This window comes from Lysinibacillus sp. CTST325 (assembly GCF_054665055.1).
Genome location: NZ_BAAFHO010000006.1, coordinates 97,578 through 120,319, shown reverse-complemented (window position 1 = coordinate 120,319; position 22,742 = coordinate 97,578). Strand labels below are relative to the sequence as shown.

Annotated in this window: 21 protein-coding genes; 18 read left to right on the top strand and 3 right to left on the bottom strand. The window is 37.6% G+C overall.

What is annotated here, in order from left to right; translation table 11 throughout:
- Positions 1–82 precede the first annotated feature (82 nt).
- The gene (locus ACYQ73_RS15605; protein WP_460013335.1) at positions 83–388 is read right to left on the bottom strand and encodes a YtpI family protein; all 306 of its coding nucleotides are present in this window, start codon (positions 386–388) and stop codon (positions 83–85) included.
- Between the two features lie 90 nt (positions 389–478).
- Here ACYQ73_RS15605 and ACYQ73_RS15600 point away from each other — a divergent pair, with 90 nt between their 5' ends.
- From ACYQ73_RS15600 to pyk, 7 genes are all read left to right on the top strand, one after another.
- On the top strand, positions 479–1,423 hold the full coding sequence (locus tag ACYQ73_RS15600; RefSeq protein ID WP_460013334.1) for a DHH family phosphoesterase: 945 nt from the start codon (positions 479–481) through the stop codon (positions 1,421–1,423).
- Between the two features lie 44 nt (positions 1,424–1,467).
- Positions 1,468–4,551 (top strand): DNA polymerase III subunit alpha, encoded by a 3,084-nt coding sequence (gene dnaE / locus ACYQ73_RS15595; RefSeq protein WP_460013333.1) that lies wholly within the window; start codon positions 1,468–1,470, stop codon positions 4,549–4,551.
- 352 nt (positions 4,552–4,903) lie between these two features.
- The gene (locus tag ACYQ73_RS15590; RefSeq protein WP_460013332.1) at positions 4,904–5,545 is read left to right on the top strand and encodes a FadR/GntR family transcriptional regulator; all 642 of its coding nucleotides are present in this window, start codon (positions 4,904–4,906) and stop codon (positions 5,543–5,545) included.
- 21 nt (positions 5,546–5,566) lie between these two features.
- The gene (accD, locus tag ACYQ73_RS15585) at positions 5,567–6,415 is read left to right on the top strand and encodes an acetyl-CoA carboxylase, carboxyltransferase subunit beta (RefSeq protein WP_460013331.1); all 849 of its coding nucleotides are present in this window, start codon (positions 5,567–5,569) and stop codon (positions 6,413–6,415) included.
- Positions 6,408–7,364, top strand: a complete 957-nt coding sequence (locus ACYQ73_RS15580; protein WP_460013330.1) for an acetyl-CoA carboxylase carboxyltransferase subunit alpha — start codon at positions 6,408–6,410, stop codon at positions 7,362–7,364. The genes accD and ACYQ73_RS15580 overlap by 8 nt, the downstream gene beginning before the upstream one ends.
- Before the next feature lie 278 nt (positions 7,365–7,642).
- A complete protein-coding gene (gene pfkA, locus ACYQ73_RS15575) occupies positions 7,643–8,602 on the top strand; it encodes a 6-phosphofructokinase (RefSeq protein ID WP_460013329.1) in 960 nt (319 codons plus the stop codon).
- Positions 8,603–8,629: 27 nt separating this feature from the next.
- Complete coding sequence (gene pyk, locus ACYQ73_RS15570; RefSeq protein WP_460013328.1) at positions 8,630–10,390, top strand: pyruvate kinase; 1,761 nt, start codon at positions 8,630–8,632, stop codon at positions 10,388–10,390.
- Between the two features lie 91 nt (positions 10,391–10,481).
- On the opposite strand, the gene ACYQ73_RS15565 is transcribed toward pyk, so the two are convergent.
- Complete coding sequence (locus ACYQ73_RS15565) at positions 10,482–10,610, bottom strand: hypothetical protein (RefSeq protein WP_460013327.1); 129 nt, start codon at positions 10,608–10,610, stop codon at positions 10,482–10,484.
- A 252-nt stretch (positions 10,611–10,862) separates the two neighbouring features.
- Between ACYQ73_RS15565 and ACYQ73_RS15560 the strand changes: the two genes are divergently transcribed.
- Complete coding sequence (locus tag ACYQ73_RS15560) at positions 10,863–11,252, top strand: FxsA family protein (protein ID WP_460013326.1); 390 nt, start codon at positions 10,863–10,865, stop codon at positions 11,250–11,252.
- Here the strand turns inward: ACYQ73_RS15560 and ACYQ73_RS15555 are convergent.
- Positions 11,236–12,201 carry an AI-2E family transporter gene (locus ACYQ73_RS15555; protein ID WP_460013325.1) on the bottom strand — a complete coding sequence of 322 codons (966 nt, stop codon included), beginning with the start codon at positions 12,199–12,201 and terminating at the stop codon, positions 11,236–11,238. The two genes, ACYQ73_RS15560 and ACYQ73_RS15555, sit on opposite strands and share 17 nt — an antisense overlap.
- A 251-nt stretch (positions 12,202–12,452) precedes the next feature.
- Here ACYQ73_RS15555 and citZ point away from each other — a divergent pair, with 251 nt between their 5' ends.
- The 10 genes from citZ to ACYQ73_RS15505 all read left to right on the top strand — a co-directional run bounded on the left by citZ (position 12,453) and on the right by ACYQ73_RS15505 (position 22,697).
- Positions 12,453–13,568, top strand: a complete 1,116-nt coding sequence (gene citZ, locus ACYQ73_RS15550) for a citrate synthase (RefSeq protein ID WP_370075677.1) — start codon at positions 12,453–12,455, stop codon at positions 13,566–13,568.
- 79 nt (positions 13,569–13,647) lie between these two features.
- Positions 13,648–14,910 (top strand): NADP-dependent isocitrate dehydrogenase, encoded by a 1,263-nt coding sequence (gene icd / locus ACYQ73_RS15545; protein ID WP_460013324.1) that lies wholly within the window; start codon positions 13,648–13,650, stop codon positions 14,908–14,910.
- A gap of 317 nt (positions 14,911–15,227) precedes the next feature.
- Positions 15,228–16,166 (top strand): malate dehydrogenase, encoded by a 939-nt coding sequence (mdh, locus tag ACYQ73_RS15540; RefSeq protein ID WP_460013323.1) that lies wholly within the window; start codon positions 15,228–15,230, stop codon positions 16,164–16,166.
- 331 nt (positions 16,167–16,497) lie between these two features.
- Positions 16,498–17,067 carry a hypothetical protein gene (locus tag ACYQ73_RS15535; protein ID WP_460013322.1) on the top strand — a complete coding sequence of 190 codons (570 nt, stop codon included), beginning with the start codon at positions 16,498–16,500 and terminating at the stop codon, positions 17,065–17,067.
- A 103-nt stretch (positions 17,068–17,170) separates the two neighbouring features.
- Positions 17,171–17,965, top strand: a complete 795-nt coding sequence (locus ACYQ73_RS15530; protein ID WP_460013321.1) for a phosphotransferase family protein — start codon at positions 17,171–17,173, stop codon at positions 17,963–17,965.
- Positions 17,966–18,114: 149 nt separating this feature from the next.
- Positions 18,115–18,555, top strand: a complete 441-nt coding sequence (locus tag ACYQ73_RS15525) for a MaoC/PaaZ C-terminal domain-containing protein (RefSeq protein WP_460013438.1) — start codon at positions 18,115–18,117, stop codon at positions 18,553–18,555.
- 52 nt (positions 18,556–18,607) lie between these two features.
- Complete coding sequence (locus ACYQ73_RS15520) at positions 18,608–19,324, top strand: response regulator transcription factor (RefSeq protein ID WP_460013320.1); 717 nt, start codon at positions 18,608–18,610, stop codon at positions 19,322–19,324.
- A complete protein-coding gene (gene pnpS, locus ACYQ73_RS15515) occupies positions 19,321–20,856 on the top strand; it encodes a two-component system histidine kinase PnpS (RefSeq protein ID WP_460013319.1) in 1,536 nt (511 codons plus the stop codon). Before ACYQ73_RS15520 ends, pnpS begins: the two co-directional genes overlap by 4 nt.
- Positions 20,857–21,618: 762 nt before the next feature.
- Complete coding sequence (locus ACYQ73_RS15510) at positions 21,619–21,987, top strand: CidA/LrgA family holin-like protein (protein WP_079561583.1); 369 nt, start codon at positions 21,619–21,621, stop codon at positions 21,985–21,987.
- Positions 21,984–22,697, top strand: a complete 714-nt coding sequence (locus ACYQ73_RS15505; RefSeq protein ID WP_460013318.1) for an LrgB family protein — start codon at positions 21,984–21,986, stop codon at positions 22,695–22,697. Before ACYQ73_RS15510 ends, ACYQ73_RS15505 begins: the two co-directional genes overlap by 4 nt.
- Positions 22,698–22,742: the final 45 nt, after the last annotated feature.

The following is a 22,742-nucleotide window of genomic DNA, read 5'->3' as shown; positions in this document are numbered from 1 at the left end:
CAAAAAGGGATGGTCTAGGGTAAATGCTAGACCGTCCCTTTCACTTCTTTCAGCGGCACTCGCCGGAGGCAAAATTGATTATTTATTGGTTAATTCGGTACTCCTCGTCAACAAATTGACCGTAGTGACGAACCCTTTTAATATTTTCCATAACAACAAAGATGCCTAAAACGACAAGAATTGCTACAATAATAAATGTATATAACCCAGGGAATAAATAGGCTTGGTTTAAACCGAATAAAAGAATAAATGCACCGAAACTCACATTAGCTTTACTTTTGTACCAATTTTTAGCGATTGGTAATGAAGAACGGAACTGTTTTGTTTTAAAATAAAAATAAAAAACAAATGATATGATTATTGCAAACACAAATATTAAATTGAGCATAGTAAACCTCCTAGCATAACTAGTCATTATTGTAACGATAATTAAAGAAAAATGCTAACGGTTATTACTATCATTTTGGGGGAAATTAATTTGAAAAGACAAATCATCGACACAATTGCTTCATATGAAACAATCATTATTCATCGCCATGTGCGTCCAGATCCAGACGCGTATGGATCTCAGCAAGGGTTAAAAGAGCTTATTTTAGCAAATTATCCGGAAAAGAAGGTTTTTGCTGTAGGTGAGCATGATGAATCTTTATCATTTTTAGCAAATCCAGATTCCATTACGGATGATATATACGACGATGCTTTAGTTATTGTGACAGATACGGCTAATACTGAACGTGTAGACGATCAACGCTATACAAAAGGTAAAATGATCATTAAAATAGATCACCATCCAAATGATGATCCGTATGGTGATTTACTTTGGGTGGATACGAATGCGAGCTCTTGTAGTGAAATGATTTATGAGCTTTTTGAAGAAGGAAAACAAGTAGCAAACTGGAAATTATCTGATGCCTCCGCTAGATTATTATTTGCTGGTATTGTAGGGGATACAGGGCGTTTCCAATTCCCTAGTACGACTGTAAAAACGTTTAAAATTGCAGGAGAGCTTATTACATATAATTTTGATCGAAATCAAATTTTCGATGGAATGTATGAAATGGATCAAAAGCTATTAAATTTACAGGGCTATATTTATCAAAATTTCAAAATGGATGAGTATGGAGCAGCACATATCAAGCTAACAAAGGAATTGCTAGCAGGATTCCAGGTTGTACCGTCAGAGGCGTCCTTGTTAGTCGGTTGTCTTGGAAGTGTGAAAGGTATTTGTGCATGGGTGGTCTTCATTGAAGAGGCCGATCAAATTCGTGTGCGTTTACGTTCAAAAGGCCCTATCATTAACACTTTGGCGAAGGAATTTAACGGTGGAGGGCATCCGCTTGCATCTGGGGCTACAGCTTACTCATGGGAAGAAGCAGGGCGTGTTATAACACGATTACAGGAAATTTGTAAGGCGTATCAATAAACTGGTTGCTTTATTAATCAAAACTTAGAAAGGAAGGGATTCATTTGACACATGTATACACGAAAATGCATACGAGTGCGGATTTATTGAAAAGTACGATTCGGCTTGAACAATTGATCCCTTTTTTACAAGAGCAAAATACTCAGGCCTGTGCAATCGTCAATTCAAAATTGTACGGGCTTTTGCCTTTTTGTAAAGCATTGCAGCAAGCGAATATTCATGCTGTATTAGGGCTCACGATAAATGTACAGTGGCAAGAAAGAAAAGTTCCGCTTGTGCTCTATGCTCAGACCCAAGAAGGCTACCAGCATCTTTTAAAGATTAGTAGCGCAGTTTCAATTCGAGAGGACGATGCACTTCCTTGGAAATGGCTTGAAGGATATGCAGCGGGCTGTGTGGCATTACTTTCTTCGGATAACTTAATAGAAATTGAGAATTGGACAGAAGTTGCAAGTGCTCTAAACAAGGTATTTGGTAACCGGTTATTTATGGGTATAGCAAGACCTGCAGGGATGATAGCTGAAAAAGAAGAAACGTATGTAGCATGGTGTGAAACTATGAACATAACACTGGTTGCCTCTCAGAGCTGCTATTTTTTACGTCTAGAAGATCATTTTGCCTTTGAGGTTGCAAGAGCGATAGATTCAGGAGACAAGATTACTGGTACAATGTTACCAACTCATTTACAAGGTTATTTCGCTCCAACGAAAGAGGAATGGCAAAGTTGGTTTGCTGATCATCCAGAATGGCTTGAGTCTAGTGCGACGATGCTAGCTAGCTGTACGGCGGAAATTCCTGAAATGCACGTACAAATGCCTAAATTTCCTGTACCAACAGGTGAAACAGCCGAAAGCTTACTTGTCAAAGAGGTTTTTGCAGGATTGGCAGAACGTTTAAAGCAAACTGAAATTCCTCAAGTTTATCGGGAGCGACTTCAATATGAGCTTGAAATTATTTGTTCAATGGGCTTTGCAGATTATTTTTTAATTGTTGCAGATTTCATGCGCTTTGCTAAAGAAAATCGTATTTTAACAGGTCCTGGTCGTGGTTCATCGGCGAGTTCTCTTGTGGCTTATAGCTTATCTATTACGCAAGTAGATCCATTAGTTTACGGCTTATTATTTGAACGATTTTTAAACCCTGAACGTGTTACTCTGCCAGATATAGATATCGATTTTGTCGACAGTAAAAGACAAAAAGTCATCCAATATGTCGCTCAGAAATATGGAAAGACGAATGTAGCGCAAATTATTACGTTTGGCACTTTATCTGCTAAGGCAGTTGCTAGAGATGTTGCCCGTGTTTTTGGTTTTGACGCTGAAACATTGGAGAAAATCTCAAAAATGATTCCGAATAAACCAGGGATAACATTGCAAAAAGCACTGGCCGAATCACAAGGTTTACAAGGCTGGCTAACCGAGGATGAAAAACATCGTCATTGGTTTGAAGTGGCGTTAAAACTTGAAGGGTTGCCAAGAAATTCTTCTACTCATGCCGCTGGTATTGTGCTGTCACCCTCACCATTAGTCAATACGATACCGATTGAAGAAGGACATGATGGAATATATTGTACGCAATGGCCGATGGGAGATGTAGAAGCTAGTGGACTTGTCAAAATGGATTTTTTAGGTTTGCGCAACCTGACAATTTTAGAGCAGATACGTTGGTCGATTTATAAAGCAGGTGGTCCTTGGATAGAGTTCGAGCTTATTCCAATGCAAGATGAAAAGACATTTCAACTTCTTCAAATGGGTGATACATTAGGGATTTTCCAACTAGAATCGGAAGGGATGAAGCAAGCATTACGTGATATTCATCCAAATCATTTTTTAGATATAGTGGCAGTCAACGCGTTATATCGCCCTGGTCCGATGGATTTTATTCCTGTATATGCAAGACGAAAAGCAGGAAGGGAATCGGTTACTATGCCACATCCAGCTTTAGAGCCCATTTTACGCGAGACGTTTGGTGTCATAGTTTATCAAGAACAAATTATGCAAATTGCTTCGGTGATGGCTGGTTTTACGATGGGACAGGCGGACTTACTGCGTCGGGCGGTAAGTAAGAAAAATCGTCAAGTATTAGAAGAGCAACGTGCCGCATTTGTAAAGGGAGCAATGAAGCAAGGCTTTGACATTCATGTGGCAGAAGAAGTGTATGCATTAATTGTGCGCTTTGCAGACTATGGTTTCCCTAAAAGCCATGCTGTCGCATATAGCGTTATTTCCTACCAAATGGCTTATTTAAAAGCACATTTCCCACAAAGCTTTTATACAGCACTTTTATCAAATGCAACAGGAAATGTGGAGAAAATCCTACAGGTTGTGAGTGAGGCGAAAGAGAAGGGGATTCCATTTTATCCACCGTCATTAAAACAGAGTACAAAATTTTTTACTGTTGAAAAGGATGGAATTCGCTATAGTTTATCAGGAATAAAGGGAGTGCCTCATACATTTATAGAGACAGTGAATGCCTTACGCCAAACGAATGCAGAAGCATTTGATAATCTATTTGACTTGGCAGTTGCTTTAAGTGCACAGCATTTTAAACCAAAAGTAATGGAATCTTTAATTTTTGCTGGAGCTCTCGATTATATAGGTAAAGATCGTGCTGTCCTAATAGCAACATTGGAGGCAGCCTTAAAGCATGCTGAACTGCTAAGACCGACTGAGGATATTGATATAGAATCGGCTACTACCTTTAGTTTTGGTAAGCCGAAGTATATGGAAGCGGAAGTGATGCCACAAAAGGAAAAATTACTTCATGAAAAGGAAAGTCTTGGCTTTTATATTTCTGCACATCCGGTCTCAGAGGAAAGAGTTTTTTGGAATGAAGTAAATAGTACGTGCCGAGAGTTGAAGCATGCTCGTGAGGGAACGTATGTAAAAATGATTGGCGTAATAGAAGAAGTAAAAAAAATACGCACAAAAAAAGGTGAGCAAATGGCCTTTGTGCAGCTTCAGGATGAGTTTGGAACGGTATCTGTAACTTTATTCCCGCAAGTTTTTCATCTTGTTCAAGAGCTGTTACTAGAAGATGAATTGCTTTACATTGAGGGAACGCTTGAAAAACGCTTTGGTAAACCTCAAGTGAAAGTAAAACATGCACAGACGACGAAAAGAATGTGAAATTGAAGGAAATTTTAGAAACTGCATAATTTTTTTATGCAGTTTTTTCTTTACTTTTTAATAATTATTTTGTAAGCTAGAGTCAATGTTGAAAAGTGGCCAGACCACTTTTATCTTCATTCAGTAGAAGACTCCATCTTCTGAAGGTGGTGGATTTAGTTAGGTATCCAAATACTTTCTGAATAAAGATAAAGCCTTTGGACGCATTGTTTATCTGAGCGAAAGCGAAGCGACAGCAACAAATGTTTTCTGTGCGAAAGCGAAGCGACAGCAACAAATGTTTTCTGTGTGAAAGCGAAGCGACAGCAACAATTAGGCCAAGGTGAAATTGATTGAACGAGGAGTTGATCGTATGGATAAAAAAACCGAACAAAAGAAAGTGTTTTTAGATATCGTCCAGCAATTACGACAACTTATTAAAACGGAAAAAATACAGGCTGGTGAAAAGCTCCCTTCCGAACGAGTCCTTTCAGAACGTCTAGGTGTCGGGCGATCCTCCGTGAGAGAGGCATTGCGAAGCTTAGAATTGTTAGGTCTTATTGAAACGAAACATGGGGGAGGTACATTCCTAGCTTCCACACAAAAGCATCAGCTCGTAGAAATACTGTCGATGTTTATATTAGAAGATGAAAAATCAAAAAAGGATGTCGAATTAACGCGACAAATTCATGAAAAGGAAGCTATTCGCGTAATAAGTTGTACAGAGACTCTGCGAACACTACCTGTGTGGGACAGTTTTTTTGTAAAACTAGAGATAGAAGGTACGATTAATTGTCTGGATGTTTTACGGGAAATAATAATCACGTCAGGAAATCGTCTTTCACTAAAAGTATGGTTTCAGTTAGCAGTTTATGACGGTGACCGTTTAAATCGAAACTCAACAGAAGAAGAAAAATTAATCATTCAAACTATGTTGAAATCGATGCAGCTAGGCTTTGAAAGAGAAGCATTAAATGCTTACGAGCAGTGGATGAAGACTGTACGAAGTAATTAGACAACAAAGGGGGAGTCAAACATGGCAATTCGCAGCCTATTTACTAAAAAGAAAGAGGATGGACAAGAAAAGGGATTTCCAGAAGGACTTATGACAAAATGTCCAGAATGCCGTCATATTCAATTAACGAAGGAATTAGAAAAAAATCATAAAGTATGTTCAAAATGTGACCATCATTTCAAAATGACAGCGCAAGAGCGCGTAGTAGATTTCTTAGATGAAGGTTCATTTGTTTCAATGGACGATCATTTACAAACAAGTAACCCACTTAATTTCCCTGCTTATGTAGAAAAAATTGCAGCGGATCAACAAAAAACTGGATTAAGCGAAGCTGTGCTGACTGGGTTAGGTACCTTGGACGGAGAAGAAATTGTTGTAGCAATTATGGATTCTCATTTCCGTATGGGCTCAATGGGCTCAGTTGTCGGAGAAAAAATCACACTCGCCGTTGAAAAAGCTACTGAATTACGTCTACCATTTATTATCTTTACGGCTAGTGGTGGAGCGCGCATGCAAGAAGGTATTCTATCATTAATGCAAATGGCAAAAACGAGTGTGGCATTAAAACGCCATAGCGATGAAGGACTATTGTTTATTTCTATCTTGACGCATCCTACAACAGGTGGCGTTTCGGCAAGCTTTGCCTCTGTTGGAGATATTAATATTGCGGAACCACAAGCATTGATTGGCTTTGCTGGTCGCCGTGTCATTGAAGAAACAGTAAGAGAAAAACTGCCAAGTGATTTCCAAACGGCAGAATTTTTATTAGCTCATGGTCAGCTTGATGCCATCTTCCATCGAAAAGATTTACGAAACCAAGTAGCAGTGCTTGTAAAAATGCATACGAAAGGCGGCGTGCAACATGTCTAAAAATTTAGCTTTTGAAGAACCAGTAGTACAATTACGTGAAAAAATTGATGAGTTAAAAATGATTGCTGCCGATGCAGATGTAGATATGACAGGCGAAATCGAAACGTTAGAAACACGTCTAATACAGTTAGAACAATCCATTTATGCTAATATGAAGCCGTGGGATCGTGTACAGGTTGCTAGACATCCAGAACGACCAACGACATTACAATATATAGAGGCTATGTGTGAAAACTTTATTGAGTTACATGGTGATCGTACGTTTGGTGATGATGCGGCTATCCTTGGAGGAATTGCTCTTTTTGAAGGTCAGCCAGTAACAATTGTTGGACACCAACGCGGAAAATCAACTAAAGAAAACATTCGTCGGAATTTTGGTATGCCACATCCAGAAGGATATCGTAAGGCATTACGTTTAATGAAGCAGGCCGAAAAATTTAAGCGACCAATTATTTGTTTTATTGATACGAAAGGTGCTTATCCCGGTAAGGCTGCTGAGGAACGTGGTCAAAGTGAAGCGATTGCCAGAAATCTAGTTGAAATGGCCGGCTTAACAGTGCCAGTTATTAGTATTGTTATTGGAGAAGGCGGTAGTGGAGGTGCAATTGCATTAGGTGTAGCGAATCGTGTCTTTATGTTAGAAAACTCAACGTATTCGGTTATCTCACCTGAAGGAGCTGCATCGATTTTATGGCGTGATGGTAGCCTAGGAAAGCAAGCGGCAGAAGCAATGCGTATAACAGCACCTGACTTAAAAGAGCTTGGCGTTATCGATGGAATTATCCCTGAAATAACAGGTGGAGCTCATCGCAATGTAGCGAAGCAAGCACTTTATATAAAAGAATGCATAAGCGACACACTAAAAGCATTGAATTCTTTAAATGGCGAACAATTAATTGAAGACCGTTATGAGAAATTCAGAAAGATTGGACAATATACAGAAGCTTAAATTACAGTTTTAGGTTTTTGGATATGTAAATTTGCTCGAAAATAGTTAAAAATTGTGTTTTACATTAATGAAAAACTAAGAGTGAATAGTGTATAAAAATAATGAAAATATATTGAATGAATGTTAAAATTCGGATATTTTCGAATAGAAAGAGTGTGTGAAAGCGCATTCTTTTTATTTTTTATGTAAAAGTTATGTTTTTCTAGCCTCAGAACCCTTACATAGTTTGTTTTTTCATGTTAATGTGAATAATAATAGTATCTGCAGGAGGTTCGACAATGAAAAAAATTGCCGTATTAACAAGTGGTGGAGATGCACCAGGAATGAATGCAGCCATTCGTGCAGTTGTTCGTAAAGCAGCATATCATGGAATTGATGTTGTCGGAATTAAGCATGGCTATGACGGCTTAATAAAAGGTAATATGGAAAATCTCGATTTAGGTTCAGTAGGTGGCATTATTCAACGTGGTGGTACACATTTAAATTCAGCAAGATGTCCTGAGTTTAAAGAAGACGCTGTTCAGCAGCGAGGTATTGATAATATGCGTGAAGCTGGCATTGAAGGACTAGTCGTTATTGGTGGTGATGGTTCTTACCGTGGAGCTATGGATTTAGTGAAAAAAGGCTTTCCTGTTGTTGGCGTACCAGGAACAATTGATAACGACGTACCTGGAACCGAGTATACTATAGGATTCGATACTGCACTAAATACGGTCGTGGAATCAATTGATAAAATCCGCGATACAGCAACTTCCCATGAAAATTCCTTTATAGTTGAGGTAATGGGGCGAGATGCAGGGGACATTGCTTTATGGGCAGGTCTTGCAGCTGGGGCTGAAACAGTTTTAATTCCAGAAGAAGATTATAATTTGGATGAAATTGTGGCACGCTTAGACCGTGGAGCAGCTCGCGGGAAAAAGCATAGCATTATTATAGTTGCTGAGGGTGTTATGTCTGGTAATGAATTGGCAAAACTATTATATGAAAAAACAGGAAAAGAAACGCGTGTTTCTGTTCTTGGACATATCCAACGCGGCGGTTCACCAACTGCGCGTGATCGTGTTCTAGCGAGTCAATTCGGTGCACATGCAGTTGAATTGCTAATGGAAGGAAAGTCTGGCAGGGCGGTAGGTATCCGCAATCATCAAGTTATTGACTATGATATGCCTGAAGCTTTCGAAAAAAATCATGAGGCAGATGTAAGCTTATATACTTTAATGAAAGAACTATCAATATAATTTGTTATAAAACGGAGTGGGCAGAAAATGAGAAAAACAAAAATCGTATGTACAATTGGTCCAGCAAGTGAGTCACCAGAAGTTTTAGAGAAACTAATTGAAGCAGGTATGAATGTTGCCCGCTTAAACTTTTCGCATGGTTCTCATGAGGAGCACGAAGTACGTATTAATTTAATTCGTGAAGTAGCACAAAAATTAGGGAAACCAGTTGGGATTTTACTCGACACAAAAGGTCCCGAAATTCGTACGCATAATATGAAAAACGGAGAATTGCATTTAGCAGCAGGGCAAGTAATTGATATTTCAATGACTGAAGTTGAAGGAACTGAGTCAAGCTTCTCTGTAACGTACGATCGTTTAATCGAGGACGTTGAGCAAAACTCTATTATTTTATTAGATGATGGACTTATTCAATTACGTGTATTAGCAAAAGATATGGAAAAAGGCCTTATTCATACGATTGTTGAAAATGCGGGTGTCTTAAAAAATAAAAAGGGTGTTAACGTACCGGGTGTTTCTGTACAGCTTCCTGGAATTACAGAAAAAGATGCACAGGACATTCTATTCGGTATTAAACAAGGTGTTGATTTTATTGCAGCCTCGTTCGTTCGTCGAGCAAAGGATGTACTAGAAATTCGAGAATTACTTGAACAAAATGGCGGTAACCACATTCAAATTATCCCGAAAATCGAAAACCAAGAGGGTGTCGATAATATCGATGAAATCATCTTAGTTTCAGATGGATTAATGGTAGCACGTGGTGACCTAGGTGTTGAAATCCCGGCAGAAGAAGTACCGCTTGTACAAAAGAAATTAATTTTAAAATGTAATCAAGTAGGTAAACCAGTTATTACAGCTACACAAATGTTAGATTCAATGCAGCGCAATCCACGTCCAACACGAGCAGAGGCTAGTGACGTAGCAAACGCAATTATCGATGGTACAGATGCAATTATGCTGTCTGGTGAAACGGCAGCAGGGCTTTATCCAGTAGAATCCGTACAAACAATGAATAAAATCGCACAGCGTACAGAAAATTCATTAGACTATAAGGCAATCGTTTCTACACGTAGTCGTGAAAAAGAGGCAAATATGACTGAGGCGATTTCTCAGGCTGTAGCATACACTTCGATTAACTTAGGTGTGAGGGCAGTACTAGCACCAACAGAAAGTGGTAACACAGCAAGAATGATTGCAAAATATCGTCCTGGTGTACCGATTGTCGCTGTAACAGGTTCTGCCAATACAGCTCACGCATTAACACTAGTTTGGGGTGTAAACCCAGTTGTTTGTCAACGAGTTACGACAACAGATGAAATTTTAGAGCTAGCTGTTGATGAAAGCTTAAAGCACGGTTTTGTAACACACGGCGATGCAGTTGTCATTACAGCAGGTGTACCAGTAGGTGAAGCAGGTACTACTAACTTAATGAAAGTACACATCATCGGAGATTTATTAGCACGTGGTCAAGGAATTGGTAAAGCTTCAGTAGTAGGTAAAACAGTTGTTGCAAAAAATGCAGCAGAGGCACTAGCATATGATACAGACGGATGCATTATAGTAACAGTTGGCTCAGATCGTGATATGATGCCAGCACTTGAAAATTGTGTTGGTCTGATTACGGAGGAGGGCGGGCTAACAAGTCATGCAGCAGTTGTAGGACTAAGCCTTGGTATCCCTGTAATCGTCGGAGTAAAAGAAGCCACTACATTGATTCGTCACGGTCAAGAAATTACAATGGATGCTGAAACAGGAGTTATTTACAAAGGGCATGCAAGTGTACTTTAATCTATAATATAAAGCTCTAGTGCAAATAATTGTACTAGAGCTTTTCTTATAATAAAGAAGTAAATAGCATTTTGCGGTTTATCACCGAAATCTAGGGATGACATTTTGTTAAAACGTATGTCGTGTGTATAAGTTGATAGGAGTGGAGGCTGGGCGACTCCTTGGGGATTAGCGTCACAGATGAGACCCTGGAGCGAGCAACGCGAGTGAAGCGGCTCATCGGACGCCCCCAGGAAAGCGCCCAGCCGGAACGGAAATCAACCCCACGTTATGGTGACGAGCTGAATTTGCCTAGTTTAAACAATATTTAACCAAATTGAAATCGATCCTTTTCTCTCATGGAATGAGATTTACTATAAAAAGAATAACGTCATCGTCTCCTTAAATAGGACTCATTATTTTTTTAATGAAACTTAATGGGCTATAATAACGTATAAAAGGTATAGCGTTTTCAGCTAGAAAGGAGAAAAATATGAGAAAAGTTTTTCTTGGTTTCATTGTCTATGCATTAGCCGAGTTGGCGTTATTAATAGTAATGGGTCAAATTATTGGTGTTCTAAATACATTATTGCTTATAGTCGCTACAAGTATTATAGGTATTTATATAGTGAAAAATAAAGGTATGAATTCTGTACAAAAGGTAAAAAATACGATAGCACGCGGAGAAGCTCCCGGGCCAGCATTAGTTGACACAGTATTAAATTTCAGTGGTGGTGTACTTCTAGCATTACCAGGTTTTATAACAGATCTTGTTGGTTTATTACTGCTCATGCCTTTTTCTCGCAAAATGTTCCAGCCAATCTTTTATTATTGGATGCGGAAAAAAATGAAAAAAGGTCAATTTATCATCGTTCAAAAATAGCATTATCCTTTAGTTTAACCGCTAAAAATAAAAATATAGGGCTCAATAAAATGCCGTAAAAACCAAATAATAAAATAGAGGCAGCACTGATGAAAAAAGTATGGAATGTACGTAATTGTAATGTATTTGACCAAAGCATGGATTCAGCTAGCTGCCTTGTTAATTGAACGAAGAGATACAAAAGTAAAATAGCTACACATAAAAAGGTATTACCTTTTAAGTAAAAATAAAAGCTCATGGGTACAAGAAATACGCCAATCCCAAAGAACGGAAGCACATCTGCAAATGCAACTATAAAAGCTTTAATGATGGCTTGTTCAAATTGGAGAATCATAAATCCCGCACAAAGAATGAGCAGTGTAATCGTGAATAGCTGAAACTCCACGTACAAAAAGTAATGAAATAGCTGCATTATTTTAGAAAAATGCTTCTGCCATTCATTGCGGAATTTTTTTGGCACATATTGAAAAAACCAATATCGGGATTTGCGAGTTTCCAGTAGAGCGAAATAGTAAGCAACAAGGAATATAAATACTTCAATTACATGCTTCATGAATAGTTGGAAAATATTAGCTGTGTATAAAAAGATTGAATCGAAAATAGAAAGCGATTTTTCCTTTAAAACTTGGATGAACATTGATTCGTATTCATTGAAAAGCGGGAAATTTTGTAATGTATCTCTGATTTCAGGGAAGACAAGAATAATACTGTTTATCGATATGATAACGAGAAGAAAAACGCAAGCTAATATAAGTGCTTCTACAATAATTGCTGCAAGCCAATAGGTAATTCTACAATAAGAATGAAGAAATTTTATGATAGGATAAGTGGAAAAAGACAAAAAAATCGCGAGCGATACAGGTAATACGAACCATAATATTACCAAATAGAATATAAAAAATAAAATACTTGTAGTTCTTTCGTATGAAAAATATTTAATATTCCTCATTTTTACAAATTCACCCCGTTTCAAATGATAAATTAATATTGAAATGTGTGAAAGAATCTCTTTAAAGCTTATTTATAATCGCTCGTGCACCTTTTTCTTTATTCGGAGGTTTTTCATTCACAAAGCTGTCAAAAATGATTATAATAGCAATGTAAGCGATTAACTTAATGGTTCATATGAGCAAAAAACGTAAATGCGAGCTAATAATTGCATTTACCACTAAAAAATATATTATGAGGGAGCGATAATTTATGTCAGCAACTAAAGGTTTAGAAGGTATCGTAGCAGCGGAATCTAAAATCAGTTCAATTATCGATGACACACTTACATATGTTGGTTACAACATTGATGATTTAGCAGAGAATGCGTCATTCGAAGAGGTAATTTATTTATTATGGCATACTCGTTTACCAAAAGCGGACGAGCTAGCTGAATTAAAACAACAATTGGCAGACAACATGTCTATTCCACAAGCAATTGTGGATCAATTCAAAACATACCCACTTTCAACTGTACATCCAATGGCTGCACTGCGTACTGCAGTATCTTTACTTGGTGTATTCGATGAAGAGGCGGATGTTATGGATACAGAAGCTAACTACCGTAAAGCAATCCGTTTACAAGCTAAAATTGCTACAGTAGTTACTGCATTTGCGCGTGTTCGTAAAGGTTTAGAGCCAGTTGCGCCAAAACCAGAATTAGGATATGCAGCAAACTTCTTATACATGCTTAAAGGTGAAGAGCCAGCAGCAATCGAAGTGGAAGCATTCGACAAAGCATTAGTATTACATGCTGATCACGAATTAAATGCATCTACATTCACAGCACGTGTATGTGTAGCTACATTATCAGATGTTTATTCTGGTGTAACTGCAGCTATCGGTGCATTAAAAGGACCACTTCATGGTGGTGCAAATGAGCAAGTTATGAAAATGTTAACTGAAATCGGCTCACTTGAAAACGTTGAATCTTATATTCAAAATAAATTAGACAACAAAGAAAAAATCATGGGCTTCGGTCACCGCGTATACCGCAAAGGCGACCCACGTGCACCACACTTACGTGTAATGTCACAAAAATTAACTGAGCTAACTGGTAAACCAGAGCTTTATGAAATGTCAGTTAAAATCCATGACATGATCGTAGAACAAAAGAAATTACCTGCGAACGTAGACTTCTTCTCTGCGTCAGTGTATGATTCTTTAGGTATTGATCATGACCTATTCACACCAATTTTCGCAGTATCACGTACTTCTGGTTGGGTAGCTCATATTCTAGAGCAATATGCTAACAACCGCCTAATCCGTCCACGTGCTGAGTATGTTGGACCAGGCATGCAAAAATATGTTCCAGTCAGCGAGCGCTAATTCGGAAAATATGCTAGAATATTTGGGACTGTGTTACTGAAACACAGTCCTATGATTATGAATTTAGGAGGCAACATCAATGTCAAACAAAATTGTAGTTGAAAATGGCGTACTTAATGTACCAAACAATCCAGTGATTCCTTTCATCGAAGGTGACGGAATTGGTCCAGATATTTGGGCTGCAGCATCACGCGTAATCGACGCAGCAGTAGAAAAAGCTTACAACGGTGAAAAGAAAATCGAATGGTTAGAAGTTCTAGCTGGTGAAAAAGCATTCAACCAAACTGGTGAATGGTTACCGCAAGAAACTTTAGACAAAATTAACGAATACCTAATCGCAATCAAAGGTCCTCTTACTACTCCAATCGGTGGTGGTATCCGCTCTCTAAACGTAGCATTACGTCAACAGCTTGACCTATATGTATGCTTACGTCCAGTACGTCACTTTGATGGAGTACCTTCTCCAGTTAAACGTCCAGAAGACGTTGAAATGGTTATCTTCCGCGAAAACACAGAAGACATCTACGCTGGTATTGAATTCGAATCTGGTTCTGAACAAGCACAAAAAATCATCAACTTCTTACAAACTGAATTTGGTGTTAACAAAATCCGCTTCCCAGAAACTTCTGGTATCGGTGTAAAACCTGTATCTAAAGAAGGTACTGAGCGTTTAGTACGTTCTGCTATCGAGTACGCTATTAAACATAAACGCCCATCTGTTACTTTAGTACACAAAGGTAACATCATGAAATTCACTGAAGGTGGATTCAAAAAATGGGGTTATGAATTAGCTGAAAAAGAATTTGCTGATCAAACATTCACTTGGAACCAATATGATGCTATTAAAGCTGAACAAGGTGAAGAAGCAGCAAACAAAGCACAAGCTGACGCTTTAGCAGCTGGTAAAATCTTAGTTAAAGATTCTATCGCTGATATCTTCTTACAACAAATCTTAACTCGTCCAACTGAGTTCGACGTAGTTGCTACAATGAACTTAAACGGTGACTATATCTCTGACGCATTAGCTGCTCAAGTTGGTGGTATCGGTATCGCTCCAGGCGCAAACATTAACTATGTAACTGGACACGCGATCTTCGAAGCTACTCACGGTACAGCTCCAAAATATGCTGGTCAAGATAAAGTAAACCCATCTTCAGTATTACTTTCAGGTGTATTAATGCTTGAACACTTAGGATGGCAAGAAGCAGCTGACATGGTTACTAAATCTGTAGAGAAAACAATCTCTTCTAAAGTTGTAACTTACGACTTTGCTCGTTTAATGGACGGCGCTAAAGAAGTAAAATGTTCAGAATTCGCTACTGAATTAATCAAAAACCTATAATTTTCTATTCTAAAATAGAAATTATAGTTAAAGCGGAAGTATGTTCTGCCGATATAATTAGGGTGAAATGTAAATTTCTATTGACCTTAGCTTAATAAAATATTTACGATGAACTTGTTTAATCGAGGGAGGAGAATTTATTCTCCTCCCTTTTTTAAATTCTTTCAGCAGGTGTTTAAACACCCGCTGAAAGAAGCCTCCGGCGGATGTCACGGAATCGGAAAGGAGTTCTTTGTGTTTGCACAAAGCCGATTCCTGACGCAATTATGCCGAGGCATAATTGATTATATAACCTAATTTTAAAGGAGCGTATTCGAATGTCTCTGAAACGAAAAAAAATCTCAGTAATCGGTAGCGGTTTTACTGGCGCTACTGCAGCATTTTTAGCAGCTCAAAAAGAACTTGGTGATGTAGTGTTAGTGGATATTCCTCAAGCTGAAAACCCGACAAAAGGTAAAGCTCTAGATATGTGGGAAGCTGCACCAGTGCAAGGCTATGATTCTTATGTTAAAGGTACTTCTAATTATGCAGATACTGCAGATTCTGATGTAGTAATCATCACTGCTGGTGTTGCACGTAAACCAGGTATGAGCCGTGACGATCTTGTTCAAATTAACCAAGATGTAATGAAAGCAGTTTCTAAGGAAATTGCTAAGTACTCACCAAATGCAACAATCCTTGTTCTAACAAACCCAGTTGATGCAATGACTTACACAGTATTCAAAGAAACTGGCTTCCCTAAAAATCGTGTAATAGGTCAATCAGGTGTACTTGATACGGCTCGTTTCTGTGCGTTTGTAGCTGAAGAACTGAATATCTCGGTAAAAGACATCACAGGTTTTGTGTTAGGTGGTCATGGTGATACAATGGTGCCGCTTACTCGCTACTCATTCGCTGGTGGTATTCCATTAGAATCATTAATTCCAGCAGAACGTCTTGAAGAGATTGTAGACCGTACACGTAAAGGTGGCGCTGAAATCGTTAACCTCCTTGGTAATGGTTCTGCATATTATGCTCCTTCAGCGGCACTTATTGAAATGGCGGAAGCTATCATTAAAGACCAGAAACGTATACTTCCATCTATTGCATACTTAGAAGGCGAATATGGCTACAATGATTTATATCTAGGTGTTCCGACATTATTAGGTGCAAATGGTATAGAAAAAATCTTTGAGCTTGATTTAACAGACAATGAAAAAGCAGCTTTAGATAAATCGGCAGAGGCTGTCCGCGACGTTATGAAAGTTTTAGCTTAATAAGAGTTTATGAAATCGAGTGGGATTCATTCCTACTCGATTTTTTTTGTGTATAGAGACATCAAAGAGTTGGATGAATAGAGCGTCAAAAAGAGATATTTCATTACGGGATACCTGAAAATGGATATAGGTAATATCTAGAAATATCTAGAAATATCTAGGATCCTTAGCATACTGCCTAACCCATAATGAAGATTATTATAATCAATGTTTGACAAGAGCTACGGTATACAATTGGTAAAGGGCCAGCGGATATTTCTTCAACTAACCGAGCAGCTTAGTTAAACAAGATAAAAAGTTTGTTAGTACAAGTGAACATCGAGGTGACATTATGAAATTAACATTGGCAACAAACGAAGGAATCAATATCCTACATTCAAAATATAAAAAATTTAACACTCACCTTCTTGAAAAACCAAATGAGTTATACAATCGTATCGGTATTATGGACGTATTCAATCGTGTTCTTACTGAAGAAGAGGCATTTGAGTTATTGGGAGAAAACCATAATTTAAAGTACAGTGCAAATTTCTTGGATACTTTTACGCAACTTTTTCATAAAGAAGAGAATGGAGTGTATGTACACATTTATAAAAAAGGTTTGAGTAAAGAAGCGTTCAAATATAAATTAAGTTGCTTAAATCGGTCGAAGGCGAACATCTTTCGAAAATTGTTTTCCCGCAGTAAGGGAATTTATAAAATAGGAGACGTGGAAGCCCTTGTCTTTTTAACGAAACTCTCAGTAACTGAACTATATTTCGCAGATTTTTTCTTTCCTTCACTGGATACAGTGATAATAGGGAATTGTGATTTGTCGTTTCCTATTTATTCTAATTCGATAATAGGTTTTAATAAGTGTAAAGAGATTATTGAAGAAAACGGCTTGTTTATACGGCAATAGGTAATGAACAGTAATAGAAGTTCTGATTTATAGTTAAAGAAGGGATAATGATTATAGAGAAAGAATTAAATAGTAAAAATGCTTATTAGACGGGGTGTACTCAATGCAACCAATACATATCGATGAAATTCCAATTGAAATAAAAGAATATCTTAAAAATATTATTTCTATAAGGTTTCCAAGGCAAGGTTACACCTCTGATGTTGGGTTAATTGAGAATAACCAAGGGTTTTATGCACTAAAAAGGACAAAGGGAGAATTATTTTGTTCCTGGTTAAATAAAGAAATATCTGTATTAAACTGTTTGACTAATCAAACAAAACTACCTGTTCCAAAAGTGAAGAAATTTGTTGAACAAAAAAACCAAAGGGATTCCTGGGCTCTCCTTGAGTTTTTAAAGGGGGAAACACTAAGGACTGCTTTATTCACCGAGAAAAATGAAGAGAAACGGCAAGAATTGATATTTAATTTTGGTGCACTCTTATTTCAAATCCATACAACCCCTTGTCCAAAAGAGTTAATTTATGAAGGAAAATGGATTGACCAAATATTAAATCAAGCTGAATATAATTTGAAAAATTATGAAGTGGATGGAGATGAAAAATTATTAGAAAAAATTAAAACTAATAAACCCAACTTCTATAAACAAACTTTGATTCACGGAGATTTTACAATTGATAATGTTTTAGTCTACAACGGGGTAATTACAGGAGTAATTGATTGGGGAAGCGGAGCTTATGGAGACCCAAGATATGACGTATCATTGGCAATACGCTCAAAACCCAATGCCTTTGAAAATGAAATAGATAAAGAAATTTTTTTTGAAGGGTATGGGGAAAAGATTATTGATGATAACGAATATGATTATTTTGTAAATGGCTTATATGAATTCTTTTAATGTTTTGTTCTGCACTAAAGAGTTGCTTTCAAGAGGTAATCACCTCTTGATGCCGAATGAAGATCAAATGGTTATTCTGCTTTTCGTTGTACTTTTGGAATAAAATTGATACTATGAAGGTATATGATAGAAAAGGGGTTGGCGTATTTTTGCTTCAAAAAAACAGTAAGCTTGGTCTCACTATTGATGAAATTACAGTTGGCGAGAAGATTCATATTACCGAAAAGATAGAAGATAAGGATTTACTGCTTTATTTAGGACTTACGAATGATAATAATCCGCTTTATATTCAACATGATTATGCGGCGATGACACCTTTTCGAAAGCCAATCGTACCAACAATCATGTTAAATGGCATTATTACTTCAGCTGTGTCAAAGTATATTCCTGGACCAGGTGCACGAATTATTGAGCAACATATAAAATATTTAGAACCGCTCTATCATTATGAATTATTTGATACTCTTTTAGAGGTAACAGAAGTAAATAAATTACAAAATACAATTACTGTATCGGTACACTCTTATAATGAGCAGAAGCAGCTTATGATTGAGGGTACTTTGCTGGTGACACCACCACTTGCTTTATAGACGTCTTGAGATTTGAAATGGGGGTTTCAAATCACTAACGGAGGCTTTATACATGACAAAAACGATTTTAGTTGTAGAAGATGAATTTTCTATTGCGACATTATTGAAATATAATTTAGAACAGGCTGGATATGTTGTAGAAACAGCTGCAGATGGTCAAGAGGGTCTCGATAAGGCAATTGACTTACAACCAGATTTAATTTTATTAGATTTGATGCTTCCAAGACTTGATGGTATGGAGGTTTGTAAACAGATCCGTCAACAACGTATGAATACACCTATTATTATGCTAACAGCAAAAGATGATGAGTTCGATAAAGTACTTGGTCTAGAGCTAGGAGCAGATGATTATATGACAAAGCCCTTTAGTCCGCGCGAAGTGTTAGCACGGGTAAAGGCAGTTTTAAGACGTTTTACACAAAATGTAGTGCTTGAAGAGAAGAATGGGCCACAAGAGAAAATGTTTGAATTTGGACAATTGCGTGTCTTTCCAGAGCGTTTTGAAGTATTTTTACAGGAAGAGGCACTGGAATTTACACCAAAGGAATTTGAGCTACTCATTTATTTACTTGAAAATAAAAACCGTGTTTTAACACGTGATCAGCTATTAAGTGCTGTATGGAAGTATGACTTTGCTGGTGATACTCGAATTGTAGATGTGCACATAAGCCACCTTCGCGATAAAATCGAAGAAAATAGCCGTAAGCCGATGTTCATCAAGACAATTCGTGGCCTTGGCTATAAATTCGAGGAGCCGAAGACGACATGAAATCAATGAGCAACCGCTTATTCTTGACATTCATGCTATTGCTCGGATCGATATTAGCTGTCCTAATGATTGTTATAGGTCAGCTTTTTCCTGTTTATATAGAACAGTACAATGAGCAGGCTAGTTTCCGGGTGCAAGAATCCATTAACCAAGTAATAGATGAACGAAAGATTGAACTATCAAAAGAAGATAAAGAGGCACTGTATACTGCTCAAAACATTGAGGCAACAGATTCTCTAATATCGTATGTTCATGCGCGACTTTATGTTGTGCTAGCGATTCTTTTTATAATAGCCCTTATTTTAATGGCTATTGTAAGTCGCTATATGATTCGAAATTTCACTGCTCCTATTGATAACGTGACAGATACAGCACTTGAACTGGCGAAGGGAAATTACCGTGCTCGTGCCCATGAAAATGAGCATGAACGCATGATGCCACTTAGTCACTCTATCAATATTTTAGCGCGAAACTTACAGGATATTACGACGATTCGCGAGGTAGAAGAGGAAAGGCTTAAAACGCTAATTGAAAACATGGGAAGCTCCCTCATGATGATTGGACGTGAGGGGAATATATCTATCGTGAACCGTGTATTTTTAGAGCGTTTTGGTATGCAAATTGATGATGTGCAAGGAAAAGTTTTTCGTACAATTGGCTTACCTAAATCACTGGAGCAATTTATCGACCATGTGTTTCTAACAGAAATGCCTTATCGACAACAAATTAAAATGGAAGTCCAACAGGAGCTGTATAATAAGGAAGTGTATGGAGCACCTGTAATAGGGGATCATGGTCGATGGCTTGGTGTCGTTATCGTTATGCACGATATTACAGAGCTTGTTCGTTTAGAGCAGATTCGTAAGGATTTTGTAGCAAATGTATCCCATGAATTGCGTACGCCTATTACATCTATTAAAGGCTTTTCTGAAACTTTACTGGATGGAGCATATAAGGATGAAAAAATGCTGCTATCTTTTTTAGAGATCATTTATAAGGAAAGTAATCGTTTGCAGATGCTTATCCAGGATTTACTGGAGTTATCGAAAATTGAACAGCATGGTTTTACCGTTAATATTATGCCGATGGGTTTGCAAGATGTACTTATACGTGGAGCAGAGCTGACGGGACCTCGTCTAGATGAAAAAAATATGAGCTTTCATGTTGATATAGAACGTGATGTTCAGGTTATGGGTGATGCGAATCGTATCATTCAAATTGTCACCAATTTAATTACTAATGCCATTACGTATTCTCCAGAAAATACAATCGTTACGATTCGATTAAAGGAAAATGAAACGTACGGTATTCTTGAAATAGAAGACCAAGGTATAGGAATTGAAAAGCATGAAATTGCTCGTGTCTTTGAACGGTTTTACCGTGTGGATCGTGCGCGAAGCCGGAATTCTGGGGGGACAGGTTTAGGGCTTGCTATTGTGAAGCACTTAGTAGAAGCTCATCATGGTCGCATTCAGGTAGAAAGTGAAGTTGGCGTCGGGACAAAAATGATAGTCATGATCCCGAAAAATTAACGAATTCTTTACAATAGCACAATTTTAGATTCACAATAGGGACTTATACTTGTTAGTAGAAACCCCCTATATATTATTAAGACTTTTTAAAATAGCCAAAAAAATCTTTATATATGAAGATTTTCAGATTGCGTTGCTTAGTCAACGCCAATAGGAAGAATCTATTGCCAAACTTTTTGGTGATAGATTCTTTTTCTGTTTTACACGTAACGTAAATAGGTGTAAAGTATAGTAGCATAATATTCAACTAATAAGAAATGTACTGATTGTTAGTTCATAGTGTTGATAAACAGAATGGAAATGTGGAGCTTTAAATGAGGGGGATTTCCGTCTGGCTACTCTCTTTCCTTCCTCTGCTTTTGTTGTCGCTACGTTAGAAATACGCTTTGGCACAAAAATACTTTTTTTAGTTTCGTTTATCACTATAAATTAGAGGTATATGGCCGGAAGATACATTCTAAGAGAAGTAGTTGATTGGAGTGGAGACTGGGCGACTCCTTGGGGATCAGCGTCATAGATGAGACCCTGGAGCGAGCAAAGCGAGTGAAGCGGCTCATCGGACGCCCCCAGGAAAGCGCCCAGTCGGAACGGAAATCAACCACTCGTTTTGCAATACAATTCGACAACATGAACTAACAATCAATATACTTGTTAGTTGAACTAATCGGGCTTTATACGATCAGCTAATAAGCCCACTTTATTTAGAAGTGATTTATATTACTGGTCGTAAAAGCGGGATAAAAAATTGAAAGAAGGATGACCATGAAAATCGTCAAAAGTATCGTGCAAATCGGCTATCTTTATGTAATTTTATTTGTTGGGAATAGTATTGCACGTCTACTTCACTTGCCGATTCCAGGGAGCATAATTGGACTAGTCTTATTGTTTTTACTTTTGCAGTTTCATATTATTAAGCTTGAATGGATTGAGCTAGGTGCAGGTTTATTACTTAGTGAATTATTACTATTTTTCATTCCATCTGCTATCGGAGTAATCGATTATACTGCATTATTCGGTGTGCAAGGTGTGAAAGCTGTGCTTGTTATTGTATTGAGTGCCATAGTTGTAATGTTTGCAACAGGTTTCACAGCACAATTGCTAGGGCAACGAAAGAAAGGTGATACTGCATGAGCTTGTTAATAGCTATAGTAAGTTTACTAGGTACTATTGCAGTTTTTTATACTAGTAAAATGTTTTATAAAAAGTATCAGAAGGAATGGTTATCACCTATACTGATCACACCATTAGTAGCAATTATCATCTTGCTACTAACGGGTACATCCTATAAATCCTATACGGCAGGGGCCGGTATTTTATCAAATTTACTAGGGCCAGCAACAGTTGCATTTGCGGTACCAATTTATAAAAATTTTGACCTTTTAAAGAAACATGCTTTTGAAATTGTTCTAAGTATTGCAGTTGGCTCAGCTGTGGCTATTACATCATCATTTATCTTTGCTGTATTAGTTGGATTAAATAATGAGCTTGTGCATAGCATAGTTCCACGCTCAGTTACTACACCAATAGCGATGGACATTTCCAATATGATTGGTGGCTCTCCTACTCTTACTGCAGTTTTCGTTATGGTAACTGGTATTTTAGGGAGTCTAATAGCACCATTAGTTATTAAAGTTTGTCGTTTCCATCGACCATCCTCTAGAGGTCTACTGTTAGGAATGGGAGCACACGGTACGGGTACCTCTAAAGCATTTGAATTTGGTGAGCTAGAAGGTACTTTTGCAAGTCTTGCTATGATTGTAGCTGCATTAATTAGCATTGTTTTATCAACAACATTTTTCCCAGCATTTGAACATCTAGTTGTCAATATCCTGTTGCCTTAAATGGTAGCAGGATTTTTTTAAGTTCTATTTTTTTGGATTGCCAGT